The 24146-nt window shown below is 63.1% G+C and carries 25 protein-coding genes; 12 read left to right on the forward strand and 13 right to left on the reverse strand.

The annotated features are described in order from the left end of the window. Positions 1 to 18: 18 nt before the first annotated feature. Genes coaE through AB433_RS16350 form a run of 4 tightly spaced genes read right to left on the reverse strand, consistent with a single transcriptional unit; the run spans position 19 to position 2910 of the window. Positions 19 to 648 carry a dephospho-CoA kinase gene (coaE, locus tag AB433_RS16335; RefSeq protein ID WP_281177798.1) on the reverse strand — a complete coding sequence of 210 codons (630 nt, stop codon included), beginning with the start codon at positions 646 to 648 and terminating at the stop codon, positions 19 to 21. After that, positions 645 to 1499: a shikimate dehydrogenase gene (gene aroE / locus AB433_RS16340; RefSeq protein WP_047822513.1), complete on the reverse strand. Its 855-nt coding sequence runs from the start codon at positions 1497 to 1499 to the stop codon at positions 645 to 647. Before aroE ends, coaE begins: the two co-directional genes overlap by 4 nt. Then, positions 1496 to 2080, reverse strand: a complete 585-nt coding sequence (locus AB433_RS16345; protein ID WP_047822514.1) for a Maf family protein — start codon at positions 2078 to 2080, stop codon at positions 1496 to 1498. The genes aroE and AB433_RS16345 overlap by 4 nt, the downstream gene beginning before the upstream one ends. After that, a complete protein-coding gene (locus tag AB433_RS16350) occupies positions 2077 to 2910 on the reverse strand; it encodes a pyruvate, water dikinase regulatory protein (RefSeq protein ID WP_047822516.1) in 834 nt (277 codons plus the stop codon). Before AB433_RS16350 ends, AB433_RS16345 begins: the two co-directional genes overlap by 4 nt. A gap of 349 nt (positions 2911 to 3259) precedes the next feature. Between AB433_RS16350 and hemE the strand changes: the two genes are divergently transcribed. From hemE to rho, 3 genes are all read left to right on the forward strand, one after another. After that, positions 3260 to 4285, forward strand: coding sequence for a uroporphyrinogen decarboxylase (gene hemE, locus AB433_RS16355; protein WP_047822518.1), 1026 nt, complete (start codon positions 3260 to 3262; stop codon positions 4283 to 4285). Positions 4286 to 4348: 63 nt separating this feature from the next. Then, positions 4349 to 4795, forward strand: coding sequence for a CopD family protein (locus AB433_RS16360; protein ID WP_047822520.1), 447 nt, complete (start codon positions 4349 to 4351; stop codon positions 4793 to 4795). A 226-nt stretch (positions 4796 to 5021) separates the two neighbouring features. Continuing rightward, positions 5022 to 6278, forward strand: a complete 1257-nt coding sequence (gene rho / locus AB433_RS16365) for a transcription termination factor Rho (protein WP_047824344.1) — start codon at positions 5022 to 5024, stop codon at positions 6276 to 6278. Positions 6279 to 6356: 78 nt separating this feature from the next. On the opposite strand, the gene AB433_RS16370 is transcribed toward rho, so the two are convergent. Further along, positions 6357 to 7055, reverse strand: coding sequence for a dienelactone hydrolase family protein (locus AB433_RS16370; RefSeq protein WP_047822521.1), 699 nt, complete (start codon positions 7053 to 7055; stop codon positions 6357 to 6359). Positions 7056 to 7202: 147 nt separating this feature from the next. Here AB433_RS16370 and AB433_RS16375 point away from each other — a divergent pair, with 147 nt between their 5' ends. Genes AB433_RS16375 through AB433_RS16400 form a run of 6 tightly spaced genes read left to right on the forward strand, consistent with a single transcriptional unit; the run spans position 7203 to position 13047 of the window. After that, positions 7203 to 7454 carry a DUF6489 family protein gene (locus tag AB433_RS16375; RefSeq protein WP_179944987.1) on the forward strand — a complete coding sequence of 84 codons (252 nt, stop codon included), beginning with the start codon at positions 7203 to 7205 and terminating at the stop codon, positions 7452 to 7454. A gap of 37 nt (positions 7455 to 7491) precedes the next feature. Next, positions 7492 to 8769, forward strand: coding sequence for a tRNA uridine-5-carboxymethylaminomethyl(34) synthesis GTPase MnmE (gene mnmE, locus AB433_RS16380; RefSeq protein ID WP_047822526.1), 1278 nt, complete (start codon positions 7492 to 7494; stop codon positions 8767 to 8769). A gap of 55 nt (positions 8770 to 8824) precedes the next feature. Next, a complete protein-coding gene (gene mnmG, locus AB433_RS16385) occupies positions 8825 to 10681 on the forward strand; it encodes a tRNA uridine-5-carboxymethylaminomethyl(34) synthesis enzyme MnmG (RefSeq protein ID WP_047822528.1) in 1857 nt (618 codons plus the stop codon). Then, on the forward strand, positions 10678 to 11319 hold the full coding sequence (gene rsmG, locus AB433_RS16390; protein ID WP_047822530.1) for a 16S rRNA (guanine(527)-N(7))-methyltransferase RsmG: 642 nt from the start codon (positions 10678 to 10680) through the stop codon (positions 11317 to 11319). Before mnmG ends, rsmG begins: the two co-directional genes overlap by 4 nt. Positions 11320 to 11338: 19 nt before the next feature. Then, positions 11339 to 12112, forward strand: coding sequence for a ParA family protein (locus AB433_RS16395; RefSeq protein WP_047822532.1), 774 nt, complete (start codon positions 11339 to 11341; stop codon positions 12110 to 12112). Then, entirely contained in the window at positions 12109 to 13047 is a 939-nt protein-coding gene (locus tag AB433_RS16400) for a ParB/RepB/Spo0J family partition protein (protein WP_047822534.1), read from the forward strand. The genes AB433_RS16395 and AB433_RS16400 overlap by 4 nt, the downstream gene beginning before the upstream one ends. Here AB433_RS16400 and AB433_RS16405 read toward each other — a convergent pair. Next, positions 13044 to 13532, reverse strand: a complete 489-nt coding sequence (locus AB433_RS16405) for a GAF domain-containing protein (RefSeq protein WP_047822536.1) — start codon at positions 13530 to 13532, stop codon at positions 13044 to 13046. The genes AB433_RS16400 and AB433_RS16405 overlap by 4 nt on opposite strands. Positions 13533 to 13568: 36 nt before the next feature. Between AB433_RS16405 and AB433_RS16410 the strand changes: the two genes are divergently transcribed. Next, the gene (locus tag AB433_RS16410) at positions 13569 to 14978 is read left to right on the forward strand and encodes a PQQ-dependent sugar dehydrogenase (protein WP_053059228.1); all 1410 of its coding nucleotides are present in this window, start codon (positions 13569 to 13571) and stop codon (positions 14976 to 14978) included. A 7-nt stretch (positions 14979 to 14985) separates the two neighbouring features. Here the strand turns inward: AB433_RS16410 and AB433_RS16415 are convergent, their stop codons facing one another. Then, positions 14986 to 15816, reverse strand: coding sequence for an ATP-binding protein (locus AB433_RS16415; protein WP_047822538.1), 831 nt, complete (start codon positions 15814 to 15816; stop codon positions 14986 to 14988). A 50-nt stretch (positions 15817 to 15866) separates the two neighbouring features. On the opposite strand from AB433_RS16415, the gene AB433_RS16420 reads away from it, so the two are divergent. After that, positions 15867 to 16814 carry an L-threonylcarbamoyladenylate synthase gene (locus AB433_RS16420; protein WP_053059229.1) on the forward strand — a complete coding sequence of 316 codons (948 nt, stop codon included), beginning with the start codon at positions 15867 to 15869 and terminating at the stop codon, positions 16812 to 16814. On the opposite strand, the gene AB433_RS16425 is transcribed toward AB433_RS16420, so the two are convergent. The 6 genes from AB433_RS16425 to AB433_RS16450 all read right to left on the reverse strand — a co-directional run bounded on the left by AB433_RS16425 (position 16811) and on the right by AB433_RS16450 (position 22305). After that, a complete protein-coding gene (locus tag AB433_RS16425; protein WP_047822541.1) occupies positions 16811 to 17140 on the reverse strand; it encodes a hypothetical protein in 330 nt (109 codons plus the stop codon). The genes AB433_RS16420 and AB433_RS16425 overlap by 4 nt on opposite strands. 84 nt (positions 17141 to 17224) lie before the next feature. After that, positions 17225 to 17956 (reverse strand): GIN domain-containing protein, encoded by a 732-nt coding sequence (locus tag AB433_RS16430; RefSeq protein WP_053059230.1) that lies wholly within the window; start codon positions 17954 to 17956, stop codon positions 17225 to 17227. A 193-nt stretch (positions 17957 to 18149) separates the two neighbouring features. Next, positions 18150 to 18677, reverse strand: coding sequence for a CarD family transcriptional regulator (locus tag AB433_RS16435; protein WP_047822543.1), 528 nt, complete (start codon positions 18675 to 18677; stop codon positions 18150 to 18152). 308 nt (positions 18678 to 18985) lie between these two features. Then, positions 18986 to 19324, reverse strand: a complete 339-nt coding sequence (gene fdxA / locus AB433_RS16440) for a ferredoxin FdxA (protein WP_047822545.1) — start codon at positions 19322 to 19324, stop codon at positions 18986 to 18988. A gap of 102 nt (positions 19325 to 19426) precedes the next feature. Further along, on the reverse strand, positions 19427 to 19723 hold the full coding sequence (locus AB433_RS16445) for an RNA-binding S4 domain-containing protein (RefSeq protein ID WP_260181959.1): 297 nt from the start codon (positions 19721 to 19723) through the stop codon (positions 19427 to 19429). Further along, entirely contained in the window at positions 19720 to 22305 is a 2586-nt protein-coding gene (locus AB433_RS16450) for a helicase-related protein (protein WP_047822547.1), read from the reverse strand. Before AB433_RS16450 ends, AB433_RS16445 begins: the two co-directional genes overlap by 4 nt. Before the next feature lie 242 nt (positions 22306 to 22547). Here AB433_RS16450 and AB433_RS16455 point away from each other — a divergent pair, with 242 nt between their 5' ends. Next, positions 22548 to 24086 (forward strand): M23 family metallopeptidase, encoded by a 1539-nt coding sequence (locus tag AB433_RS16455; protein ID WP_156170863.1) that lies wholly within the window; start codon positions 22548 to 22550, stop codon positions 24084 to 24086. Positions 24087 to 24146 lie beyond the last annotated feature (60 nt).

Consider the following 24146-nt stretch of genomic DNA (forward strand, 5'->3'; position numbering starts at 1 on the left):
TTCAGGCCCAACCCTGTTTCAGGATGCGTGACGCTGGCGCAAAGTCTCGACCATCTGCGCGACCTGCTCCCGCGTTTCTTCCAGCGTCGTGCCCGTGTCGATCACATAGTCGGCACGGCGGCGCTTTTCATCGTCAGGCATCTGGCGGGCGAGGATGTCCTCGAACTTGCTCTCGGTCATGCCCGGGCGGGCCAGAACGCGACGGCGCTGCTCGTCTGCCGGGGCCGAAACAACGGCGACCGCATCCAGCCCAGCCCGACCGGTCCGCTCGAACAGCAGTGGCACATCGAAACAGACGATCGGCGCGGTCCAGTTGGCATCCATGAAGTCATAGCGTTCCGAAGCGACAGCGGGATGCACGATAGCCTCCAACCGCGCCAGCGCCGCATCATCGCCGAACACCAGAGCGCCCAGTTCGGCCCGTTTCACGCCCTCCGGCCCAGTTGAACCGGGGAAGGCCGCCTCGATAGCAGGCAACAATTCGCCGCCTGGCCCCTGCATCCGGTGCACTTCGGCATCGGCGTCGAAGACCGGGACGCCCAGATCGCGCAGCATTCCCGCCACGGTAGATTTGCCCATGCCGATGGAGCCGGTGAGGCCGAGGATGAACGGGCGCGGTCCTTCGCGTTGCGACCAATCGCGGCTCACGATGTCAGGATCCGGCGCAATTCGCCATCCGCATCACGCGGCGCGGGCAGGCCGAAGAACCGCTCGAACGCAGCCGCTGCCTGCCCGATCAGCATCGACAGGCCATCGACCGTGCGAAAACCCCGCGCCTTGGCTTCGGCCAGAAACGGCGTTTCCAGCGGGGCGGTGACGATGTCGTAGCAGATCGATCCGGGCGGAACGTGGCTGAAATCGAAATTGAGCGGCGCCTGTCCCGCCATGCCGAGCGAAGTCGCGTTTATTATAAGGTCGAAGCAACCCTCACGATCGTCAAATGCGAAATCGGTCGCCTCCGCGAAATGCGAGAGCGGCGCGACGTGATGTTCGCCATCTGGATCAAGCTCGTCGAGCAGAGCGCGCGCTTTATCCGGATCGCGCCCGGCTACGACGAGCACGACACCCTCATCCGTCAGCGCGGTGATAATCGCCCGGGCCGCACCACCGGTGCCGATGATCCGGGCCATGCGGAAATAGTGCGTCTTGGCGAGTTCGACCTGCAAGGGTTCAAGGAATCCAGCGGCATCAGTGTTGTATCCGGCCAACCCACCGTTTTCGACCACGACCGTATTCACCGCCCCGATCCGTGCCGCGACCGGATCGATCCGGTCCACCAGCGCCATCACCGCCTGCTTGTGCGGCATGGTGACATTGCATCCGCGCCAGTCCGGATCGGTGCGGCGCTTGGCGATATAGTCCGCCAGTTCCTCGGGCCGGACATGACAGTGGCGATAATCGGCATCGATTCCCGCCTGTTTCAGCCAAAATCCATGAATATCGGGCGATTTCGAGTGCGCGATAGGATCGCCGATCACTTCGGCATAGGGCTTGCTCATGCGGTCAGCACTCCCTCTTCGCGCAAGGCGCCCAGCACTTCGAGCAGCGGCATGCCCAGTACCGTAAACTGGTCGCCCGTGATCCCTTCAAACAATTGCGGTCCGCGAGCCTCTATCCGGAAAACGCCGACGCAATAGCCAACCTCGGGCCATTCGGCGTCGAGGTATTCCTCGATAAATGCGTCGGACAGCCGCCGAACCCGCAAGCGGGCCAAAGCGCCGTGGCGAAAAACGATGTCGTCATCGACAGCCAGCGCCGCCGCGCTGTGCAGCTTCATCGTGCGACCGGAAAAACAGCGCAAGTGATCCGCCGCCTCTTCGCGGCTGCCGGGCTTGTCGAACCGGCGGCCGTCCACCTCGACCAGCGAATCGCTGCCCAGCACGATGCGGCCCGGCCGCTTTGCCGAAACGGCCAAGGCCTTCGCCTCGGCCAGCGCGATGGCGACTTGCGCCGGGGATGCCCCGTTCAGCCGTGCCTCCAGTGCACGCTCATCCAGATCGGCGGGCTCTGCCTCATAGGCCACGCCTGCCGCCGTCAGCATCGCCTGCCGCGACGCGCTTTTCGATGCGAGAACGATCATACTGGTTTCGTCCCGGCCTGCCCGATGCGGCGTTCGTTGTGCAGGTTAATCACTGCCGCCGCGGTCTCCTCGATCGAACGGCGGGTCACGTCGATCACTGGCCAGTTGTTATCGGCGAACATGCGGCGGGCATAGCGCACTTCGTCGTCGACGCGTTCCTTGTCGACATAGTCGGTTTCGGGTGCCTGATTGAGCGACAACAACCGATTGCGGCGCACTTGTACCAATCGGTCGGGCGAGGTCGTCAAACCCACGACCATCGGACGCTTCAGGCGATAGAGCGCCGGCGGGGGCGGGCTTTCCGGCACAACCGGGATGTTCGCGACCTTGTATCCCCGGTTAGCAAGATAGATCGACGTCGGCGTTTTCGACGTGCGCGAAACGCCCGCCAGAACGATGTCCGCCTCTTCCCACTCCTCCCACAACAGGCCATCATCATGGGCAATGGTGAACTGGATCGCTTCGACGCGGGCGAAATAGGCCTCGTCCATCTGGTGCTGACGGCCGGGGCGGTGCAGCTGTTCCTGTCCCAGCATCCGCGACAGGCTCTCGGTCACGGCATCGAGCGCCGAGACGGTCGGCAATTGCGCCTCGGCACAACGGCTTTCCAACTGGATACGGATTTCCGGGTTCACGAGAGTGAAGACGACCAGCCCGCGATTGCGCGTGATCTCGCCCATGATCCGGTCAAGATGTTGTTGCGAGCGTACCATTGGCCAGAAATGGCGGACGACTTCCACCCCCTCGAACTGGGCCAGTGCGGCCTTGGCGATCATCTCCAGCGTTTCGCCGGTGGAATCGGACAGGAGGTGGAGGTGCAATTGCGGCATGCGGGTGGAACGACTCGCGTTGTAGTGATTCGCGGGGCCGGGCGGCCTGTGGACAGAGCTTGCGATAAACCACGGGACAGACTCGCGGACAAGTCGATGTGCCCGATCCATGCCCGCTAACCCGGATTCCTTCAGGGGTATTTCTGCGCAGGCTCGCCGATGATCCCCAGCCTGTGGGTAAGGCGAACAAGATTCGTTTGACCATGGACACAGCGCGATTCGAGCGGTCCGAAAGTGCGGCTTGCCGGACTCATAAATCCGGGCTTTGCGGATCGTCCCCACAATCCACAGGGCCAACAGACTCCAATCACCCTTTTAAAATCTAATTTATTGTTGTTTGGAGGCACGCATGCCCGGACTTTTACTCGATACGTTGAAGGGAACGAACAGTTCCCGCCGCCCGCTATGGCTGATGCGCCAGGCAGGACGATACCTGCCCGAATATCGCGAATTGCGTAGCGAGAAGGGCGGATTCCTTGCGCTCGTCTATGACAGCGAGGCGGCGGCCGAGATCACCTTGCAACCATTGAAACGGTTCGGGTTCGACGGGGCGATCCTGTTTTCCGACATCCTGATCGTTCCCTATGCGATGGGGCAGGACTTGCAGTTCCTTGCCGGTGAAGGCCCCCACCTGTCACCGCGGCTGGCAGATAGCACGCTGGCTTCGTTGGAGATGGTGCCCGAACGCCTGAGCCCGATCTATCGTACGGTGGAGCTTTGCCGCGAACAGCTCTCGCCCGGTGTAACCATGCTTGGATTCGCCGGGTCGCCGTGGACGGTGGCGACCTACATGGTGAACGGCGAGGGTAGCCGCGACCAGCACGAAACGCGGGCCATGGCCTATGGCGATCCGGCGGCGTTCGGGGCAATCATCGATGCGATTTCTGATGTGACGGTCGAATACCTGATCGGACAGGCAAAGGCCGGGGCCGAAGCGGTGCAACTGTTCGATTCGTGGTCGGGCAGTCTGGCGCCCGACGAATTTGAGCGTTGGGTGATCGCGCCGACGGCAGGCATCGTCGACCGATTCAAGGCGGCGTGTCCCGATGTCCCTGTAATCGGCTTTCCCAAGGGCGCGGGCGAGAAACTGGCCGCCTATGCGCGGGAGACGGGAATCGACGCGGTGGGCGTCGACGAAACGATCGATCCGGTCTGGGCGGCGCGCGAATTGCCCGCGAACATGCCGGTGCAGGGCAATCTCGATCCGCTCCTGCTTCTGTCGGGCGGACAGCGGTTGGAGGATCGGGTGCGCTATGTGCTCGATTGCTTTGCCGACCGGCCGCATGTCTTCAACTTGGGCCACGGCATCGGCAAGGAAACGCCGATCGCGCATGTCGAAACCTTGTTGGACGCGGTACGCGGCTGGTCGCGGTAATCACCTGAAATTAGTCGGGCCGAGGGGCTTAACGCTGGCCCGTCCGGTTCCTATCTTCGCCCCATGCAGGAGGTTCTTTCCTTGCTCTATTACTGGCTGAAGGTCGGACACCTCGTCTTCGTGATCTTCTGGATGGCGGGGCTGTTCATGCTGCCGCGGTTCTACATCTATCACATGGAAGCGACGAGCGAGGAGGAACGCGCCCGCTGGGTAGAGCGCGAGGCGCGGCTGCGGCGGATCATCATGACGCCGTCGATGGTGCTGGTCTGGGTTCTCGGGCTGGCGCTGGCGTTCTCGATCGATGCTTGGAGCATGGGGTGGTTCCATCTCAAGCTGCTCTTGGTATTCGGCTTGTCGGGCTATCACGGCTGGATGGTTGCGCTGGGGCGGAAGATCGCGGCGGGCGATGCCGGAATCTCGAACAAGCAGATGCGCTTGTTGAACGAAGTGCCTGGAATAGCGGCGATCCTGATCGTGACGACGGTTGTCGTGGGTCGGCTTTACTTCTGATCTTGCTTGCGCGTTCGTCGCATTGGCGGACCGCCAGGCGGCATGGGTGATTGACGCGGGGCCAGGCGAGGCATATCTGGGGCGTAGCGGCATCCTGCCGTGGATCGATCCGCAATGGACGATCCGGTCTGCTTTCACCAAGCCCATCGACCATCGGTATCCGAACACCGCCTGTATTGCGATCAGGCACCCGGAACCGGCCAGATACCCCAGTGGATTTACAGCAATGCATCTTAAAGAACTGAAACAGAAAACTCCGGCCGAACTGGTCGAAATGGCCGAGGAACTGGGCGTCGAAGGCGCGTCGACCCTGCGTCGTCAGGACATCATGTTCGGTATCCTGAAAGAGGTGGCCGAGGACGGGGAAGAGATTCTCGGCATCGGCACGATCGAAGTGCTGCCAGACGGATTCGGTTTCCTGCGCAGCCCAGAGGCGAATTACCTTGCCGGGCCGGACGACATCTATGTGTCGCCGAACCAGGTCCGCAAGTTCCAGCTGCGCACCGGCGATACCGTGGAAGGCGAGATTCGCGCGCCCCGCGATGGGGAGCGTTATTTCGCGCTGACCAAGCTGCTCAAGGTCAATTTCGACGATCCCGATGTGGTCCGCCACCGGGTGAACTTCGACAACCTGACGCCGCTCTATCCCGAACAGAAGCTGACGCTGGACGCCACCGATCCCACGGTGAAGGACAAGTCGGCCCGGGTGATCGATATCATCAGCCCGCAGGGCAAGGGCCAGCGCGCGCTGATCGTCGCGCCGCCGCGTACGGGTAAGACCGTGCTGCTGCAAAACATTGCCAAAGCGATTACCGACAACCATCCCGAAGTCTTCCTGCTGGTTCTGCTTGTGGACGAGCGGCCCGAGGAAGTCACCGACATGCAGCGCTCGGTGAAGGGCGAGGTGATTTCTTCTACCTTCGATGAACCGGCGCAGCGCCATGTCCAGGTCGCCGAAATGGTGATCGAAAAGGCCAAGCGCCTAGTTGAGCACAAGAAGGATGTCGTCATCCTGCTCGACTCGATCACCCGCCTTGGTCGCGCCTACAACACGGTCGTCCCGTCTTCGGGCAAGGTGTTGACTGGCGGTGTCGATGCCAACGCGTTGCAGCGTCCGAAGCGGTTCTTTGGTGCGGCGCGAAACATCGAGGAGGGCGGATCGCTGTCCATCATCGCCACCGCGCTGATCGACACCGGCAGCCGCATGGACGAAGTCATCTTCGAAGAGTTCAAGGGCACCGGCAACTCGGAAATCGTGCTGGATCGCAAGGTTGCGGACAAGCGGATCTTCCCGGCGCTGGATGTCGGCAAGTCCGGCACCCGCAAGGAAGAGTTGTTGGTCGGCAAGGACAACCTGTCGAAGATGTGGGTCCTGCGCCGCATCCTGATGCAGATGGGCACGGTCGACGCGATGGAATTCCTGCTCGACAAGATGAAGGATTCGAAGACCAACGAAGACTTCTTCGCAACGATGAACCAGTAACGCGCATCGCGGTTACGCATAGAAAAGGGGCGGCTTGCCAGATCGGCAGCCGCCCCTTTTTGCGTCTGGTGGTCGGGTTTAGCCGAGATGTTCGGCGAAGAACGCCTCCGTCCGGCTATCGGCCAGTTGCGCACCTTCCTCGTTCCGGCGCTTGCCCATCTCGGTGGCGAAACCATGGTCCAGCCCCTCGTAATCGTGCAGGGTCACCTTGGGCAGGGGATCGAGCCCTTCGTGCATTTTCGACTGAGCTTCGGGGTTCACGAAATGGTCGGCGGTCGGCACGTGCAGCATCAGCGGATGCGCAATGGCGTGCGATTCATTCAGCATCTGGTCGATCATCACGCCGTAGTACCCGACCGAAGCGTTGATGTCGGTCCGCGTCGCGGTGAGGTAGGCCAGCATCCCGCCCATGCAGTACCCGACACAGCCCACGCTCTGAACGCCTGCCTCGCGGCGGATCCAGTGTATCGTCGCCTCGATATCCTTGATTGACTTGTCGGGGTTGTTCTTGCCCATCATCCCCAGCGCCTTCTGGAAGTCTTCCTCGACATCGGGATCGAGCGAAACGCCCGGTTCCTGCCGCCAGAACAAGTCGGGCGCGACGGCCAAGTATCCGGCGGCGGCCCACTTGTCGCACTTTTGCAAGATGCCGGGGTTCACGCCGAAAATCTCTTGAATCACGATGATGGCCGCGCGCGGCGTGCCTTCCGGGCGGGCGACATAGGCCCCTAAAGTGTCCTCGCCCTCAAGCGTGGCGATCTTTGTATTCAGGCTCATCGTAGGTCTCCTCTTGTCCCGCGTACTATGCGATATGCACCCATGATGGACTTTGCCAAGGGGGTGTGACAGCTTGGCAAGATGGAAAATCGGCCAGAACGGTCGGTCTGAGGTCCAAACCGCCGAAGTGAGGAAAGCGCCCAACCCATGAAAATGAATATAGAAATCGATTGCACCCCGGAAGAGGCGCGTCGCTTCATGGGCCTGCCCGATGTGAGCAAGGCGAACGATGTTTATGTCGACAGCCTCGTTACCGCGATGAAGGGGGCAGGCAGCCTCGACCAGGTACAGGACCTGATCAAGGGTTTCGCCCCGATGGGCGAGATCGGGCTGAAGATGTTTCAGCAGATCATGGACAGCGGCACCAAGGCCGCGTTCGGGCAGACTTCCACGAAGTAACCCGCACAAGCGCCGGCTGAAGGAGGGCCGCGGTTCGATGTCCGGCGATACGATATTCGCGCTTTCGAGCGGTAGTCCCCCTGCGGCCATCGCGGTCGTGAGGATCAGCGGCCCGCGGGCATTTGCGGCGGTTGAGGATCTGGCGGGAAGGTTGCCGCCGCCGCGTCGCGCCGGTTTGCGGATATTGCGCGACGGCGAGGGTGGCGTGCTCGATACGGCGCTGGTCCTGACCTTTCCCGGCCCGAACAGCGCGACCGGAGAGAATTGCGCGGAATTACACCTCCACGGCGGCCGCGCGGTCGTTGCGGCGGTCGAGAGTGCTCTGGCATCGCGCGAATTGCGCCGTGCCGAGGCTGGCGAGTTTACGCGGCGGGCGTTTGCCAATGGTCGCATGGACCTGACCGAAGCGGAGGGGTTGGCGGACCTATTGTCGGCAGAGACCGAGTTGCAGCGCCGCAACGCGCAAGCCTTGGCGGGCGGGGCCTTGGCGCAGGCGGTGGAGCAGTGGCGGACTGCGCTCTTGACGCTGGCCGCCGAGATCGAGGCGGACCTCGATTTTTCCGACGATGACGACGTCAGCGCGCTGGCGGCGGATTTTGGCACCCGCTGTGCGGCCTTGGCGAGCGATCTGGCCGATTGGCTGGATGCACCGAGAGCCGAGACCTTGAAAGAAGGGTTTCGCGTTGTATTGGCAGGCCCGCCGAACGCCGGAAAAAGTAGCCTTTTCAATGCACTATTGGGGGAAGATGCCGCCATCGCCACCCCGATCGCCGGTACGACACGCGACATTCTGACCCGCCCTGTGGCGATAAGGGGTATCCCGTTCCTGTTTTCCGATACAGCAGGGCTGCGCGAAGGGACCGATGACGCGATCGAACGGATCGGCATCGACCGGGCACGGACTGAACTGAACAAAGCGGACCTCGTCCTGTGGCTGGGCGAAGAGGGGCAGGGTCCCGCTGGCGCGTGGGAGATCGAGACGATGATCGATTTGCCTTCTCACGCGGCAAAGTCATCGCCGCATCGTCGTGTATCCGCTGTTGATGGCACCGGGCTCTCGGCTCTGCTCGATGACATGGTGGATTTGGCGCGCACCGCTATGCCGCGTCCGGGGCAGGTGGCGCTGTCCGCGCATCAAGGCGGTTTGCTGGCCTTGGCGCGAGACGGCTTGATACAGGCTGGCGTAGAGCGTGATCCACTTTTGGCGGCGGAACAGCTGCGCGTTGCTCGCATGGCATTTGATCGCTTGACCGGACGCGCGGCGACCGAAGATATGCTCGACACACTATTCGGTCGGTTCTGCATCGGAAAGTGATGTTCCACGTGGAACATCTTTGACGCTTCGGCGGATCGGAATTAAAGCGCCGATCATGCAAACCTTTGACGTTATCGTAGTTGGCGGCGGACACGCCGGATGCGAAGCGGCTGCCGCTGCTGCACGCACCGGTGCGCGGACCGCTTTGGTGACGTTCGACAGAACCAAGACGGGCGCGATGTCGTGTAACCCAGCCATCGGCGGTCTGGGCAAAGGGCATTTGGTTCGCGAAGTCGATGCGTTCGACGGGTTGATCGCGCGCGCCGCAGATCACGCGGCGATCCACTATCGCATGCTCAACCGATCGAAGGGCAGCGCCGTCCATGGCCCGCGTGTCCAAGCGGACCGTGACTTATTCCGGTCGGCAATCCAGACCATGATCGCCAAGCAGGAAAACCTTACCGAGATTGAAGGGGAGGTTGCTGCACTGCGGCTGGAGGGCGGGCGTGCGGTTGGCGTGGTCTTGGCCGATGGAGTCGAGGTCACCGCGCAGGCAGTGGTGCTTTGCACCGGCACTTTCCTGGGTGGACGCCTGTTTCGCGGCGAAGAGGTCCTTGAAGGCGGGCGGATTGGTGAGGCGGGAGCACAACGTCTGGCACACCAGATGCGGGATGCCGACCTGCCGATGGCTCGTCTCAAGACCGGGACACCGCCACGGCTGGACGGTCGGTCGATCAATTGGGCACGATTGGAACGGCAGGAGTCCGACAAGGATCCTTGGACGATGTCGCCGCTCACTTCGGGCCGTCGAAATCCGCAGGTATTCTGCGCAATCACCCGAACAAATGCGCGGACGCACGACATTATCAGGGGCGGGCTTGACCGTTCGCCTCTGTTCACGGGCGCGATCGACGCGCGAGGACCGCGCTATTGCCCCTCTATCGAGGACAAGATCCACCGCTTTGCAGATCGGGAAGGGCACCAGATTTTCTTGGAGCCGGAGGGGCTGGCGACACCTCTGATCTATCCCAATGGGATCAGCACATCGCTGCCTGCCGACATTCAGCTTGCGATGTTGCGTTCCATCGAGGGCCTTGAGGGCGTTGAAATGTCGGTGCCCGGTTATGCGGTCGAGTATGACCATATCGATCCGCGGGCTTTGAGCCGGACACTCGAACTTCGGGCAATCGCCGGTCTCTATTGCGCAGGCCAGATCAATGGGACGACGGGCTATGAGGAAGCGGCCGCACAGGGGTTAATCGCGGGACTGAGCGCCGCCTGTGCTGTATTGGACCGTCCACCCCCGGCGATTGATCGGTCCAATAGCTACATGGCGGTGATGATCGACGATCTGACCTTGCATGGGGTCAGCGAGCCCTATCGCATGCTGACCGCCCGGGCCGAGTATCGTTTGCGCTTGCGGGCCAGCAATGCGACGACAAGACTGACGCCTATCGCCGCGACGGTCGGTTCCATTGGTTCTGAACGTTCCACGTGGAACACCCAGCGAGAGATTGAACGATCCCGGATCGCGACGGTTTTCGATCGAGTGGTAAGTGCTCAGGAAGTGGGGCGGGCTGGCGTAGATGCGCGCAACGACCTGCCCAAAGCTCCAATTCGGGATTGGCTGCGTTTCGAAGGCATGGACGCGGTTGTGCGCGGATGGCTCGCGGATGATGGATGCGATGGCGATCCCGATCTGGTGGAAGAGATGATCGAGGACGCGCATTACGCACCGTATTTGGCCCGTCAGGATGCAGAACTTCGCGACCTTAAGGCGAGCGAATCGGTGACGCTCGCGCCAGACTTTGCCTATGCAAATATACCGGGCCTTTCGAACGAGATGGCTGAACGGCTCAGTGCAGCAAGGCCCGATAGTCTTGCAGCAGCAGGGCGGGTTCGTGGTGTCACTCCCGCTGCCTTGTCGGCGCTGCTTGTCTATGCTCGCCGCTTGGCGCAAGTGGACGCATGAACCAGCAATTCGACGAACAAGATTTAAAGTGGTCTCAGTATTGGTTGGCCGAGAATCTCAAACTCGGCTCAGCACAATGGGGAGCATTAAACGATCTTTTAAGATTGCTGGCTGCGGAAAACGAGCAGCAAAATCTGGTTGCCAAGGGCACACTCCCGTTTGCTTGGAGTCGTCATATTGTCGATAGCCTTCAACTGATCACCCATGTTCCACGTGGAACATCGACTTGGCTTGATTTAGGTACGGGCGCTGGTTTTCCTGGTCTGGCCTGCGCAATCGCACTTCCGCAGACGCATTTCACCTTGGTAGAGCAGCGGCCTCGGCGCACGGAGTGGTTGGAGCGGGCAAAAGTCGCCTTGGGATTGCGCAACGTTGAGATTGTCACCGCAAATATTTCGCAGGTGCCCAAGCAAGATTTTGATGTCATTTCAGCGCGTGCATTCGCCCCGCTCGAAAAGCTCCTCAATCTATCCGCCGCCTTTTCCACAAAAGCCACCGCATGGGTCTTGCCGAAGGGGCGGTCTGCCACGCACGAATTGGAAACGCTGAAAGGGTGGCGACATATGTTCCACGTGGAACAGTCGGTAACCGATCCGCAATCGGGGATCATTACGGGTCATCTTATCGGCCGGAAATAGAGCGGGGTTCGTAAAGCACATGATAACGATCGCCATTGCCAATCAGAAGGGCGGCGTCGGCAAGACGACCAGCGCCGTAAACCTTGCAACGGCCATGGCGGCGATCGGGTGGCGGACCTTGCTGGTCGATCTCGACCCGCAGGGCAATGCCTCGACCGGGTTGGGTGTTCCGCCAGAGGATCGCGGTGTTTCCAGCTATGACGTGCTCGTCGACGGTGTGGCGTTGGATGAAGCGGTCGTTTCGACGACTATCCCCGATCTCGATCTCGTACCGGCAACCGTCGATTTGTCGGGGGCCGAGATCGAGCTGGTCGAGATGCACGATCGCACCGGACGGCTTCGCGACGGCTTGGCAGATGCGCACTATGACATTTGCTTCGTCGATTGCCCGCCGTCGCTTGGGCTTTTGACCTTGAACGCGCTGACGGCTGCCGATCACCTGCTGGTGCCGTTGCAATGCGAATTCTATGCGCTTGAGGGGCTGAGCCAGCTGCTCGGCACTGTGGAGCAGGTCAAGGATCGCTTCAATTCCAACTTGTCGATTATCGGCGTGGCCCTGACCATGTTTGACCGTCGTAATCGTCTGACCGATCAAGTGTCCGACGACGTGCGCGGCGTTCTGGGCGAAGTGGTGTTCGAATCGGTGGTGCCGCGCAACGTCCGTCTGTCCGAGGCGCCGAGCCATGGATTGCCCGCCATCGTCTATGATCACAACTGTACCGGATCGCGGGCCTATATGGACCTTGCCCGCGAATTGATCCGCCGTCTGCCCGAAAGAAGGAAAGCCGCATGACCGAAAAGACAGCGACCAAGCCCAATGCCAAGAGCCGGGCCGCGCTGGGTCGCGGGCTGGGGGCTTTGCTGGGTGATGCCAAGCGGGAAGAACCGATTGCACGGCGCAGCCCAAGGGCGAATGGCGAAGCTGCGCCTGAAGAGGGTCTTGCGTTGATCGCGGTTTCGGCCATCGAGCCGCATCCGGAAAACCCGCGCGTGCATTTTGAGGAAGGCGCGCTGGAAGACCTTGCCAAGTCGATTGCGGCGCGCGGCGTGATTCAACCGATCATCGTGCGCCCGGCCAAAGGCGGAACCTACCAACTTGTTGCCGGAGAGCGTCGTTGGCGCGCTGCACAGAAGGCGCAAGTCCATGAAATTCCAGCGATAATTCGAAAACTGGATGATCGTGACGTCACCGCGCTGGCGCTGATCGAGAATATCCAGCGCGAAGACCTGAACCCGATAGAGGAGGCGCGCGCCTATCAGCGGCTCTCGACACGGGACAGCATGTCTCAGTCCGATATCGCCGAACTCGTCGAGAAGTCGCGCAGCCATGTCGCCAACCTGATGCGATTGCTGGCGCTGCCCGATCCTGTGTTGGCGCTGGTCGAAAAAGGCGAGCTGTCGATGGGTCATGCGCGCGCTCTGATCAATTGCGACAATGCCGAAGCGATTGCGCGCGATACGGTGAAGAACGGCCTTTCGGTGCGCGAAGTGGAAAAGCGTGTTCGCAAGGCATCGGGGCAGGGTGCGGCCCCGCGTCGTGCTGCGCGTCCGCCGCGTGAAGACAATGCCGACATCGCCGCCGTGCAAAAGCATCTTGAGGAATTTCTGGGCTTGCCGGTCGAGATCAAGGCCGATGCCGACCCGACGACGGGCAGTGTAATCGTGCGTTACAAGTCGCTCGACCAGCTGGACCTCGTTTGCCAGCGTCTCTCGGGCGGGGAAATCTAGAGCCGGTCGGCCAGGATCGAGGCGACCGATTCGATCCCTGCGCGGTCGGCTTCGTCGAAGCGCGCAAGGCTTGGGCTGTCGAGGTCGATGACCGCGATGACGGCACCGTCTTTCACGATCGGCACGACGAGTTCGGACCGGCTTGCCGCGTCGCAGGCGATATGCCCCGGAAACGCGTGGACGTCGCGCACCAGTTGGGTTTTTCCGCTGGCCGCCGCCGCCGCCGCGCCGCAGACGCCGGTGCCGAAGGGGATGCGGATGCAGGCCGGATTGCCCGTAAACGGTCCCAGAACCAGCGTGTCGCCCACCGCGCGATAGAAGCCCGCCCAGTTGCAATCGGTGATGAACAGGCCGAACAGTGCCGCGCAGTTGGCCATGTTGGCCACACCATCGGGCTCACCAGCGGTAATCGCATCGACCGCTTCGGCCAGCTCACGATAGAGGGTCGGCTTGTCGCTCGGGTCGGAGGGTGCAAAATCGAACATCGCCCGCCGCCTTAGCGCCCCCGCGCATCAGATGCCATGGCGCGCGCACCCCCACCCGCACATACCATTGCCGAGACGCTGCTGCTCCCCTATCTCGGTGTCATGCCCAAATCCATGCCAACCTGGCTTCGCAATGTCCTTGTCGTTTTCGGCATGGTCCTGATCATCCTCATCATTTTTGCCGTGGTGCTGATCCGTGGCAATCCGGCGGAAATGACGCTGGCCGAAGTCAGCGGCACCGATCCGGTGATCGCCGACGCGCAAATGGAGACCTTCCCGACGGTCAACCTTCGCGAACCCAGCGGGTGGGGTGATGGCGCGCCGGTTGCGGCGACGGGGCTGACCGTGTCTCGCTTTGCCGAGGGGCTGGATCATCCGCGCAATATGCTGACGCTGCCCAATGGCGATGTGCTGGTGGCGGAAACCAATGCACAGCCGCGCCCGGCGGAAACGATAAAGGACAGGATCCGAAACTATTTCATGGCCAAAGTCGGGGCCGGGGTTCCGTCAGCGGACCGGATCAGCGTGCTGCGCGATGCCGACGGCGATGGCGTTGCGGAAAAGCGTTCGGTTCTGGCCGACGGTCTCACCTCGCCCTTTGGCATGGTCTACCGTGAGGGCACGCTCTACGTCGCCAACACCGATGCGCTGGTCTCTTTTCCGTTCGAGCCGGGGCAGACGAAAATTGAAGCCGCGCCAACCAAGCTGATGGAATTGCCCGGCAATGGCCAGCACTGGACGCGCAATCTGACGATCAGCCCGGATGGAGAGCATCTCTATATCTCGGTCGGTTCAGCGACGAACATCGGCGACGACGGCATGGAAAAAGAGGCGAATCGCGCCGCGATCCACGAATTCGACATCGCAACCGGCGAACATCGCATCTTTGGCGCAGGGCTGCGCAATCCGACGGGCCTTGCCTTCAACCCCGACAGCGGAGAACTTTGGACCACGGTGAATGAGCGCGACATGCTGGGATCGGACGGGCCGCCCGATTACCTGACGAACGTGCCGATCGGGGTGAATTATGGCTGGCCATGGATCTATTGGCGGTTCGAATACGATCCGCGCGTAGAGGCGCCGATGCCGATCTATCTGCAGGAATATACCCGCTGGCCCGAATATTCGCTGGGCGCACACACGGCGCCGCTGGGTCTGGTATTTGCCGGTGAAAAGCCGCTGGCGAACCGGTTTGCCAGTGGAGCCTTCGTGGCGCGGCACGGGTCATGGAATCGTAAGCCTGCTGCCGGGTACGACGTGGTTTTCGTGCGCTTCGACAGTCGCGGCAATCCGCTGGACGATCTGCCGCAGCCGGTGCTGACCGGGTTTACCGCCGATGGCGATGCGCGCGGCCGCCCGACGATGCTGGCGTGGGATCAGACCGGTGCTCTGTTGGTCAGCGACGATACCGCCGGGATCATCTGGCGGGTGACTTCGGCAAAATAGGTGGGTTCTAGGTGAGGGCGCGCCCTGCACGCCCCGCCAGTTCGGTAATGTAGTGGCGCGCCACGCGGCCCGACCGTGCGCCGCGGCGTTTCGACCATTCCAGCGCGTCGGCCTGATCCCATTCCAGCCCGAAGTGATCGGCATAGCCCGCAATGATCGCGAGGTAGTCGTCCTGAGTGCAGTTGTGGAAGCCTACCGACAGGCCGAAGCGGTCGGCCAGTGCCAGCCTGTCATCGACCAGATCGCGCGGGTTCACCGGGTCGTCCTGCTCTGCCATGTGCCGCTCCATGATTGCGCGGCGGTTTGACGTTACCGCAATGCGCACGTTGGCGGGGCGTGGGCTGACGCCGCCTTCCAGCATGGAGCGGAGCGCGCGCGCCTCAGCATCCTGCGCCGCGCCAAAGCCGATGTCGTCGATGAACAGCAGGAAGCGGCGATCCACGGTGGCCAGACGCGCCATCAGCGCCGGAAGCGTGTTCAGCGCATCGCCCGCTGCCTGAACCAACGCAATGTGTCCGGCATCGCCGGCAGCGGCCTTTACCGAGGCGCGGACGAGCGCCGACTTGCCCATGCCGCGCGAACCCCACAGCAGCATATCGTGCGCATCGGCCCCGGCGGCGTGGCGCGCTACGTTGTCGGCCACGGTGTCCCGCTGGCGGTCGATGCCTTGCAACAGCGCCAGATCGGGCGCAACGATCTCTGCGATGGGCGACAAGGCGCGACCGTCCCAGCCATAGGCGGGTGCCGCCAGCAGATCGGCACCGGGCGCGGCGGAAGGGGCAATCCGCTCCAATGCGGCTGCGATACGGTTCAGCGTTTCGATCTGGTCGCCAGTCACGTGCCTATGTCCTTCTTGCCCCGATGCGCGCCCGCCTATAGCGACGGGCCATGCCAGACGCCATGCCCTCGCTGCCCCGAATCATGCCTGCCGACGATACTGGCGTGGCAGAGGCTTTGCGCTTGCTGGCGGCGGGCGAGCCGGTCGCTCTGCCGACAGAGACGGTCTATGGGTTGGCGGCACGGGCGGACAGCGATGCGGCGGTCGCGGCGATTTATCGTGCGAAGGGGCGGCCCGATTTCAATCCGCTGATCGTGCATGTCGCCAATATTGCGGCGGCGGAGCGGCTGGCGGTGGTCGACGAACGCGGGCGGCAACTGGCCAAGCGATTCTGGCCCGGTGCGCTGACGATGGTCCTGCCTCTGCGTGAGGGTTCGGGTTTGGCGGCAGCGGTAACAGCGGGTTTGCCGACCGTGGCGCTGCGTTGTCCCGCGCATCCAGTAATGCGGGCGGTGCTGGCAAATACGGCGTTCCCGCTGGCGGCACCCTCGGCCAATCGCAGCGGGGCGGTCAGTCCGACTTGCGCCGCGCATGTTGCAGGGTCGCTGGCGGATCGCATTCCGCTAATTATCGATGGCGGGCAGAGCGGGCAGGGGCTGGAATCGACGATTGTCGCGCTGCGTCCGGCCGGGTGGCAGGTGCTGCGCCCCGGTCCTGTCACGGAGGCTGCGTTAAGAGAAGTGCTGGGGTCGCCTTTGGAGGGTGAGAGCGAGGGGATCGAGGCCCCCGGCCAGATGACCAGCCACTATGCGCCGGGGAAGCCGGTGCGATTGCACGCAAGCGACAGCCGCGACGGCGAATTCCGTATCGGGTTCGGGGCAGGGGCGTGCGATTTCCAGCTATCGGAATCGGGCGATCTCGCAGAGGCGGCGGCAAGGCTCTACGCCGCGCTGCATGCCGCCGCAGGATCGCGTGCGACCTCGGTGGCCGTCGCGCCAATTCCGAATGAGGGCCTGGGCGTCGCCGTCAATGACCGATTGAAGCGGGCTGCGGCCTAATCGGTCGGTTCGACCGGGATAGTCGGCAAGATCGCCTGAATTTCGGCATAAGTCGCGCGAGCACCCGCGCAGGCGGTTTCGTCTCCCGCGTCGCAGCGGTCCATTTCCTGCGCATAGCGGCGTTCCAGCTTGCCCACCCTTTCCTCACGCTTGCGCAATTCGCGTCCGCGTTTTTCATCGGCTTCGGACTGGCTGGTCGTCGCTAGATCGACGGCCTTGCTGGCCACGCGCACCGGGGCGGTCGCGACGTCAAGCGCGGTCTTGGCGATGCATCCGCCTGATAGCGGCACAATGGCACAGGCCAGCAACGGGGCAGCAAGGCGCATGTCAGTCTCTCCGGTGCGAATCGGTTTCTGCGATCCTGCACCGGAAAGCGTGGAGCGACGATGAACGCCGCCCCCATTCGCAATTCAGGCGGCTTCGCAGACCAGCTTGCCCGATCCCACGGCCTTGACCGAGCAGTTCGCCCGCCCGATCACGCGGACCTTGCCCGATCCGACGATCTTGGCCGAAACGTCTCCGTCCGAACGGAACGCGCCGCGACCCGATCCGGTGATTGCGATATCCGCGCCACCAAACTCCAGCGTATCCATCGCCGCATCGCCGCTTCCTGCGATGTTCAGGTCGAGTCGCTCGGCTTTGCCGCTGCCCTTGAAGGTGCCACTGCCGACAACGCTGACTTTCAGCGATTCGGCATCGATCCCACTGGCGTCGACATCGCCGCTTCCCGCGATGGTAACTTTTGCGGTCGGCGCCATCGATGCGGCCCGGATGCGGCCCGATCCGGCCATGACCAGCCCTTCGGGTGCGGGCATCGTCACGTTGACCGTTGCGGTCTCGTCTTCGGGCGCGTCCTTGCTGCGCGCGATTTCCGAAAGGCTGAAGCGCATCGCGGCCTTCATTGCGTCGGACCCATCGACGGTGATTGCCAGCGTATCGCCTTCGCGCAGGATCACGGTATCCGGCCCGGCCATCGCCACAGTTTTCGGCGGGGCGCCGCTGATGTCGAGATCTTCCAGTGGAACGCCTTGCTTTCCGCCCATCGAGATATTCTCGGCGTTGCAGGCGGCAAGACCGGTGGCCAGCGCCATCCCGGCGAGCGATGCGAGGGTGCGGCCAAGGCCGGCGAAGGGAGAGGACATCGGTTGCTCCTGTTGTGTATTAACACACTAATACAGAGCTGTGCGCGTCGATACAAGGTATGGACCGTCCCCCATCGACGGAACGTCGGCTCACATCGACCAACGACAATGGGCACGCGCGACCCGCGCAAAGCAAAAGGGCCACCGGTTCCCCGGCGGCCCTTTTACGGTTACGGCAGAAAATGCTGCAATATCAGACAGTCTGCTCGTAATACTTTGGCGCGTACTCGTTCAGGATCTCAAGGATCTTGGTAAGTGCGGCCGGTTCGTCGGTCTTTTCCATCGCAGCCAGTTCGCGCGCAAGGCGGCTGGATGCGGCTTCGAAGATCTGGCGTTCGGAATAGGACTGTTCCGGCTGATCGTCGGCGCGGAACAGGTCGCGGGTCACTTCGGCGATCGACACGAGATCGCCCGAATTGATCTTCGCTTCGTATTCCTGGGCGCGGCGCGACCACATGGTGCGCTTTACCTTGGGCTTCGATTTCAGAACGTCCATCGCCTCACGCAGGGTCTTGTCCGAAGACAGTTTGCGCATGCCGATCGATTCAATCTTGTTCATCGGAACGCGCAGGGTCATGCGTTCCTTTTCGAACCGCAGCACATAGAGTTCGAGCTGCATGCCGGCGATTTCCTGGCTTTGCAGTTCGATCACGCGGCCAACGCCGTGCTTGGGGTAAACGACATAGTCTCCGACGTCGAAGGCAGGAGCCTTGGCAGTCATGCATTGTCCTTTCTATGGCGCTTTTTTCCCGTTTCGGCGGGGCGCAGCGAGGGAGCCGCCACCCTGTCGAGAAAAGCGCGACTGACAACCGTGCCGAAAAACGTTCGGCCAGATTTTCACTACGCCTTCTAGGGAAATCGCCTTTCCTGACGACACCGGGGACCACTCGTCACCCGGCTTGCCGCAGGTTTTACCATAAAATGACCGAAATTGCGAATCGTATGTTGAACGTTCGCAATAACCGTGCGCAGGGCGCCGAATTCTATGTCGAACGGGGCCTCAGCGGTAAGCCTTCAGCCCCGCCGCGATCAGTCGCCTTCGCCGGGCTCTGCCGAGAAGTACTTGTCGAACTTGTCCTCTTCGCCCTTGTGCTCGTCGGCATCAGCGGGCGAATCCTTCTTCACCGTGATGTTCGGCCATTCGGCGGAATACTTGGTGTTCAGCTCAAGCCACTTTTCCAGATCGCTCTCTGTATCGGGCAGGATGGCTTCGGCTGGGCATTCGGGTTCGCAAACGCCGCAATCGATGCACTCGCTGGGGTTGATGACCAGCATGTTCTCGCCTTCATAGAAGCAGTCGACCGGGCAAACCTCGACGCAATCCATGTATTTGCATTTGATGCAGGCATCGGTGACGACGTAGGTCATGTCTTCTAACTTCCCCGTAGTGCTGACCGCTGGTGTTTGTGCGCGGTCTCAGGTGTGTATGGCCCTGGTGCTATGCATGTGACTTCGCCCGCGTCAAGCCGGTCAGGCTTGTTGCGAAACGCTTTCAATTTCTTCGTAGTGCGAATGCGCCTCCGTCGGTGGCCCGCGGCGGGCGGGCAGGGTGAGGACACGGATGACGCGCACGCCGCCATCATGCGGCAGGGTCAGCACGTCACCGGCATGCACCGGTTGCGAACAGCGGATGACGCGGCGGCCGTTGATGCGGACATGGCCTTCGCACAACAGCGCCTGCGCCGCACTGCGCGTCTTGTTCAGCCGCAACATCCATAACAGGCGATCGATCCGCGCGGTTTCGCGGGTCGGATCGCCGGGGGTCAACGGATCAGATCCGCCAGCGCGGCAAAGGGATTGCCTTCTGCAACCTTGGGCCGGGCGGGGGGCTTACCGCCGCGCCTTGCATCGGGTGGCGCGCGATGCTGCGCCTGCTGCGGTTTCCAGCGCCAGAGCGGCGGCTCGGGCGGGCCGAAAGCGCCCTCGGCCAGCGCTTGCGGCGGGGTGGCGCTGAACCCGGCGTGCCGCAGTAGCTCTGCATACGTGCGCGTGGTCAGCCCCATCGAAAGCGCCATGCTGGGATCGAGTGCGAAGCGCGGCGTCTCGCTGGACTTGCCACGACGACGCGGTGCCCCGGCCCAGCGATCGCGGCGCTGGTGCACCGCGTGGAGCAGGCGTTCGGCCAGATCGACGCGCAGGTCCTGCCTGGCGACGCGGCGATAGAACAGCGGCACCGGACCTTGCGAATCGCGCGTGGCGGGCAGGTTCTCGGCCAACGGGGGCGTCTGCATCCCTGCCAGCGTGGCCAGTTCGGACCAAGCACCAAGCGCGCCGCCCTTCGCCATGTTTGGTACGAAAATGTCCAGCGCGCCCACTTGCACACCCATGCGGCGCAGCCATGCGCGGCGACTGGGATCGAGCTTTTCGACCGCCGAATTACGCCGCGCCACGGAACCGCCGCGGTCGACAAGCGCGATCAGCAGCGCCCGCAGTTCCGGCCCGGCCTCGCCGTCTTCCATTGCCTTGGTCAGGCGCATGAGCGGCCTCAACCGTCGCGCCACGGCCTTGTCGAGCCATGCCTGCAGCGCACCTTCAAGCTTTCCGCGCCACGCGGGCGACAGGGCGGCAAGCCCCGGCTCCAGCGCGATACGCGGTTCGAGCAAACGCTTGCCTGCGATCAGCTTGGCGACCGGCGTATCCTGCCAGCGTATCATGCCATCCTTCCACGCCAGCGTTTCCGCGCCGTTCTCGCAATCCGTCAGCATCGCCGCCGCGCGCTCGTCAAGTAACTTCGGCAAATGTTTCTCCGCCGCTGCGAGCAAAAGCCGCCGCGTTTCCAGTCGTGCCTGCGGATCGACGTGGAAGGCAAATCCGTCAAGCCGCCCGATCTCTTCCCCGTCGACCAGCACCGCGCCGCCTTCGCCCTGCGACACCGGTAACAACGCCGCATCGCCGCCCAGCTTCTTCATCAGTACCGCCGTGCGCCGGTTGACGAAGCGTTCGGTCAGCCGCTCATGCAGTGCGTCGGACAGCTTAGCCTCGACCGTGCGGGCGCGTTCGGCCATGTCTTCGCGGTCCAGCACCCAGTCCGGCCGCTGCGCGATATAGGCCCACGAACGGATCGCGGCGATGCGGCCCTGCAAGGTGTCTATATCGCCGCGCGCATCGTCGAGGTGTGCGATCATGCCCGCGACGTAGTCGTGCCCCAGCCGCCCTGTGCCTTGCGACAGGTCTTCCCACAGCCGCGCCACGAAGCGGGCATGGTTTTCCGCGCCCAGAGAGCGGAAGTCGGGCAGCGAGCATGCTTCCCAGAACCGCGCGACCATCGCCTTGCCCTTGGCCCGCGCGCGGACGTCGGCGCGTTCGGAGAGGATGCGCGCGACAGCAAGGTCGATCGCCTCGGGCGCGGGCGCCAGCGCGGGATCGTCCGGCGGTGCTTCCAGATCGGCGATCAGCGTGTCGATGCTGTCCAGCCGGGGCCGCGCGTCGCGCCACATCAACTTGTCGATCGGCGGAAACTTGTGCTCTTCGATCGCATAGATCTCGTCCTCGGTGAATTCCGCGCCCTTTTCCCCGGCCAGCACGCCGAACGTCCCGTCCTGCTGGTGCCGCCCGGCGCGGCCCGCGATCTGGGCCATTTCGGCAACGGTGAGCCGACGGCGGCGCTGTCCGTCGAACTTGGCCAATCCGGCGAAGGCGACATGTGCGACATCGAGGTTCAGGCCCATGCCGATGGCGTCGGTGGCGACGATGTAGTCGACCTCGCCCGACTGGAACAGTTCGACCTGCCGGTTGCGGGTCTGCGGCGACAGTGCGCCCATCACCACTGCCGAGCCGCCGCGAAAACGGCGCAGCATTTCGGCCACGGTGTAGACTTCCTCGGCACTGAACGCGACGACCGCGCTGCGGGGCGGCAGGCGCGACAGTTTGAGCGCCCCGGCGTGGCTCAGCGTCGAAAAGCGTGGGCGCGAGACGATCTCTGCTTCGGGCAGCAGGGTTTCGACCATCGGGGTCAGCGTCGACGAGCCCAGGATCATCGTCTCGTCCCGCCCGCGCGCGTTCAGCAGCCGATCGGTAAAGACGTGCCCGCGTTCGCGATCCGCGCCCAGCTGCGCCTCGTCCACCGCGCAGAAGGCGAGGTCCGCGTCGCGGTCCATCGCCTCTACCGTGCACAGCTTCCAGCGCGCATCGGGCGGGTCGATCCGTTCCTCTCCGGTAATCAGTGCGACGCGTTCGGGCCCTTTTATGGCGACGACACGGTCGTAAACCTCGCGCGCCAAAAGCCGCAGGGGAAAGCCGATCTGTCCGCTGGAATGCGCGCAAAGCCGTTCGACGGCGAGGTGGGTCTTGCCGGTATTTGTCGGGCCGAGAACGGCCTTCAGGGTCCCGCCGGACTGGTTGCGATCCATGACCCGATCAATGTGGCATCGCCGGGCGGGCGCGGCAAGGGATGGCCCACCTGTCATCACCGCCTTCGTTATCGGCGCAATTCGTCGCAGGTTTGCGGCATTTCGTCGCGTGCCCATGTGGATGCAGCCAATTGTAAACTTCCCGGCAAGCATGATTTCGGCCAGTCACAGGTGCGATACGGACGGGGCATGACCAGAACGGACAGCCAGGCCTGCCGAAAGGCAAGGATGGAGCGGCACGGATGACCGATCCGGCAGCCCGTGCGCGCGTGCCCATCGAGGACGACGCCGATGCGGCGGAACGGCGCGACTTCGCGACCGTGCTACGCCAGTTTGGGTTGAAGAAAGGCGAGGAAGAGCCTTGGGTTTCCGACCTTGCCGACGGCATCGGATCGCCCCGCTGGTATCGCAGCCTTGCCTTCATGCTCGTGCTGATCGCACTGGCGCTGGCGCTCTGGCCTGATTTCAACGCGGTTCAGGCGGCACCCGATACGCGGCTGACCGAAGTGGAGCGTGACGAATACCGCAGCCAGATGATCACCCCGCTGGCGTTGGGGGCCGATACCGGCAAGCGCATGGGCCCGTCGCGGCTGGTCGTGCCGCTGGCCAGCGCGCCCGAACGCCCGATGATCGAACTGACCGCGACCTACGGCAAAGGCGACTCGCTGGCCGCGATGCTACGCCGCGCTGGCGTTGGACAGGCAGACGCGACACGGGCCGAGGAACTGATTTCCAGCGCCTTCCCGATCGACGACATAGCCGGCGGCACCGGTTTCCGCATGACACTGGGCCGCCGGGCAGCGCCCAGCCAGCCGCGCCCGCTGGAGGAACTGACCTTCCGTGCGCGGTTCGACCTGCAACTGACCGTGGATCGCGAAGGCGGTCCGCTGGCGCTGGAACAGCGGGTGATCCGCGTCGATGATACGCCGCTGCGCATCACCGGCAAGGTCGGGTCCGGCCTCTACCGTTCGGCCCGCGCGGCAGGTGCTCCGGCGCGGTCAGTGCAGCAGTACCTGAAGGCGCTGGACGAGGCGATCGATCTGGATCGCGAAGTCGGCGCGGCGGACAATTTCGACATCATCATCGCCTATAAACGGGCCGAGACCGGCGAGGTCGAGGTGGGCGACGTGCTATATGCCGGGCTGTCGCGATCGGGCACGGCCAAGGCGCAGATGATGCGCTGGGGCAAGGACGGCAAGTTCTATGACGCCGACGGCGCGGGGGAGCAGCGGTCGGGCCTTGTCATGCCCACGAACGGTGCGATCACCAGCCGGTACGGCATGCGGCGGCACCCGATCCTGCGGTACAAGCGGATGCACGCGGGCGTCGATTTCCGCGCTCGCACCGGCCAGCCGATCTATGCCGTTACCGACGGCACGGTCGCCTCCGCCGGGCGCAATGGCGGGTTCGGCAACTTCATCAAGCTGAACCACGGCGGCGGGCTGCAATCGGGCTATGCCCACCTGTCGCGCTTTGCCGTATCGCGCGGCCAGCGGGTAAAGCGCGGGCAGGTCATCGGCTATGCCGGATCGACCGGGCTTTCCACCGGGCCGCACCTGCACTGGGAACTGTACCGCAACGGCAAGCATGTCGACCCGCTGTCGGTGCAGTTCGTGATCCGGGCGCAATTGTCGGATAGCGAGCTGCGCGATTTCCGCGCACGGCTGGGCGAGCTGAAGAAGGTGAAGCCGGGCGTAGCGCTGGAGCCTCTGGTCAAGCCGGAGGACAAGCCGGTTGAGGAAGTGCGCGAGATCGACCGCTTGTCCAACGCGCCCTCCTGAAAGTTTCGGCCTTAAGCCACCCCTTTCCCCACGCGCGAAAAAGGGGCAGGAGGCGCAGGC

This window comes from Croceicoccus naphthovorans, assembly GCF_001028705.1.
Classification (GTDB): Bacteria; Pseudomonadota; Alphaproteobacteria; order Sphingomonadales; family Sphingomonadaceae; genus Croceicoccus; species Croceicoccus naphthovorans.

Excerpts from the sequence above, each read along its gene's own strand:
- aroE (WP_047822513.1), bottom strand. The coding sequence starts at position 1,499 with ATGAGCAAGCCCTATGCCGAAGTGATCGGCGATCCTATCGCGCACTCG.
- AB433_RS16345 (WP_047822514.1), bottom strand. The coding sequence starts at position 2,080 with ATGATCGTTCTCGCATCGAAAAGCGCGTCGCGGCAGGCGATGCTGACG.
- AB433_RS16350 (WP_047822516.1), bottom strand. The coding sequence starts at position 2,910 with ATGCCGCAATTGCACCTCCACCTCCTGTCCGATTCCACCGGCGAAACG.
- hemE (WP_047822518.1), top strand. The coding sequence starts at position 3,260 with ATGCCCGGACTTTTACTCGATACGTTGAAGGGAACGAACAGTTCCCGC.
- AB433_RS16360 (WP_047822520.1), top strand. The coding sequence starts at position 4,349 with ATGCAGGAGGTTCTTTCCTTGCTCTATTACTGGCTGAAGGTCGGACAC.
- rho (WP_047824344.1), top strand. The coding sequence starts at position 5,022 with ATGCATCTTAAAGAACTGAAACAGAAAACTCCGGCCGAACTGGTCGAA.
- AB433_RS16370 (WP_047822521.1), bottom strand. The coding sequence starts at position 7,055 with ATGAGCCTGAATACAAAGATCGCCACGCTTGAGGGCGAGGACACTTTA.
- AB433_RS16375 (WP_179944987.1), top strand. The coding sequence starts at position 7,203 with ATGAAAATGAATATAGAAATCGATTGCACCCCGGAAGAGGCGCGTCGC.
- mnmE (WP_047822526.1), top strand. The coding sequence starts at position 7,492 with ATGTCCGGCGATACGATATTCGCGCTTTCGAGCGGTAGTCCCCCTGCG.
- mnmG (WP_047822528.1), top strand. The coding sequence starts at position 8,825 with ATGCAAACCTTTGACGTTATCGTAGTTGGCGGCGGACACGCCGGATGC.
- rsmG (WP_047822530.1), top strand. The coding sequence starts at position 10,678 with ATGAACCAGCAATTCGACGAACAAGATTTAAAGTGGTCTCAGTATTGG.
- AB433_RS16395 (WP_047822532.1), top strand. The coding sequence starts at position 11,339 with ATGATAACGATCGCCATTGCCAATCAGAAGGGCGGCGTCGGCAAGACG.
- AB433_RS16400 (WP_047822534.1), top strand. The coding sequence starts at position 12,109 with ATGACCGAAAAGACAGCGACCAAGCCCAATGCCAAGAGCCGGGCCGCG.
- AB433_RS16405 (WP_047822536.1), bottom strand. The coding sequence starts at position 13,532 with ATGTTCGATTTTGCACCCTCCGACCCGAGCGACAAGCCGACCCTCTAT.
- AB433_RS16410 (WP_053059228.1), top strand. The coding sequence starts at position 13,569 with ATGGCGCGCGCACCCCCACCCGCACATACCATTGCCGAGACGCTGCTG.
- AB433_RS16420 (WP_053059229.1), top strand. The coding sequence starts at position 15,867 with ATGCCAGACGCCATGCCCTCGCTGCCCCGAATCATGCCTGCCGACGAT.
- AB433_RS16425 (WP_047822541.1), bottom strand. The coding sequence starts at position 17,140 with ATGCGCCTTGCTGCCCCGTTGCTGGCCTGTGCCATTGTGCCGCTATCA.
- AB433_RS16430 (WP_053059230.1), bottom strand. The coding sequence starts at position 17,956 with ATGTCCTCTCCCTTCGCCGGCCTTGGCCGCACCCTCGCATCGCTCGCC.
- AB433_RS16435 (WP_047822543.1), bottom strand. The coding sequence starts at position 18,677 with ATGACTGCCAAGGCTCCTGCCTTCGACGTCGGAGACTATGTCGTTTAC.
- fdxA (WP_047822545.1), bottom strand. The coding sequence starts at position 19,324 with ATGACCTACGTCGTCACCGATGCCTGCATCAAATGCAAATACATGGAT.
- AB433_RS16450 (WP_047822547.1), bottom strand. The coding sequence starts at position 22,305 with ATGGATCGCAACCAGTCCGGCGGGACCCTGAAGGCCGTTCTCGGCCCG.
- AB433_RS16455 (WP_156170863.1), top strand. The coding sequence starts at position 22,548 with ATGACCGATCCGGCAGCCCGTGCGCGCGTGCCCATCGAGGACGACGCC.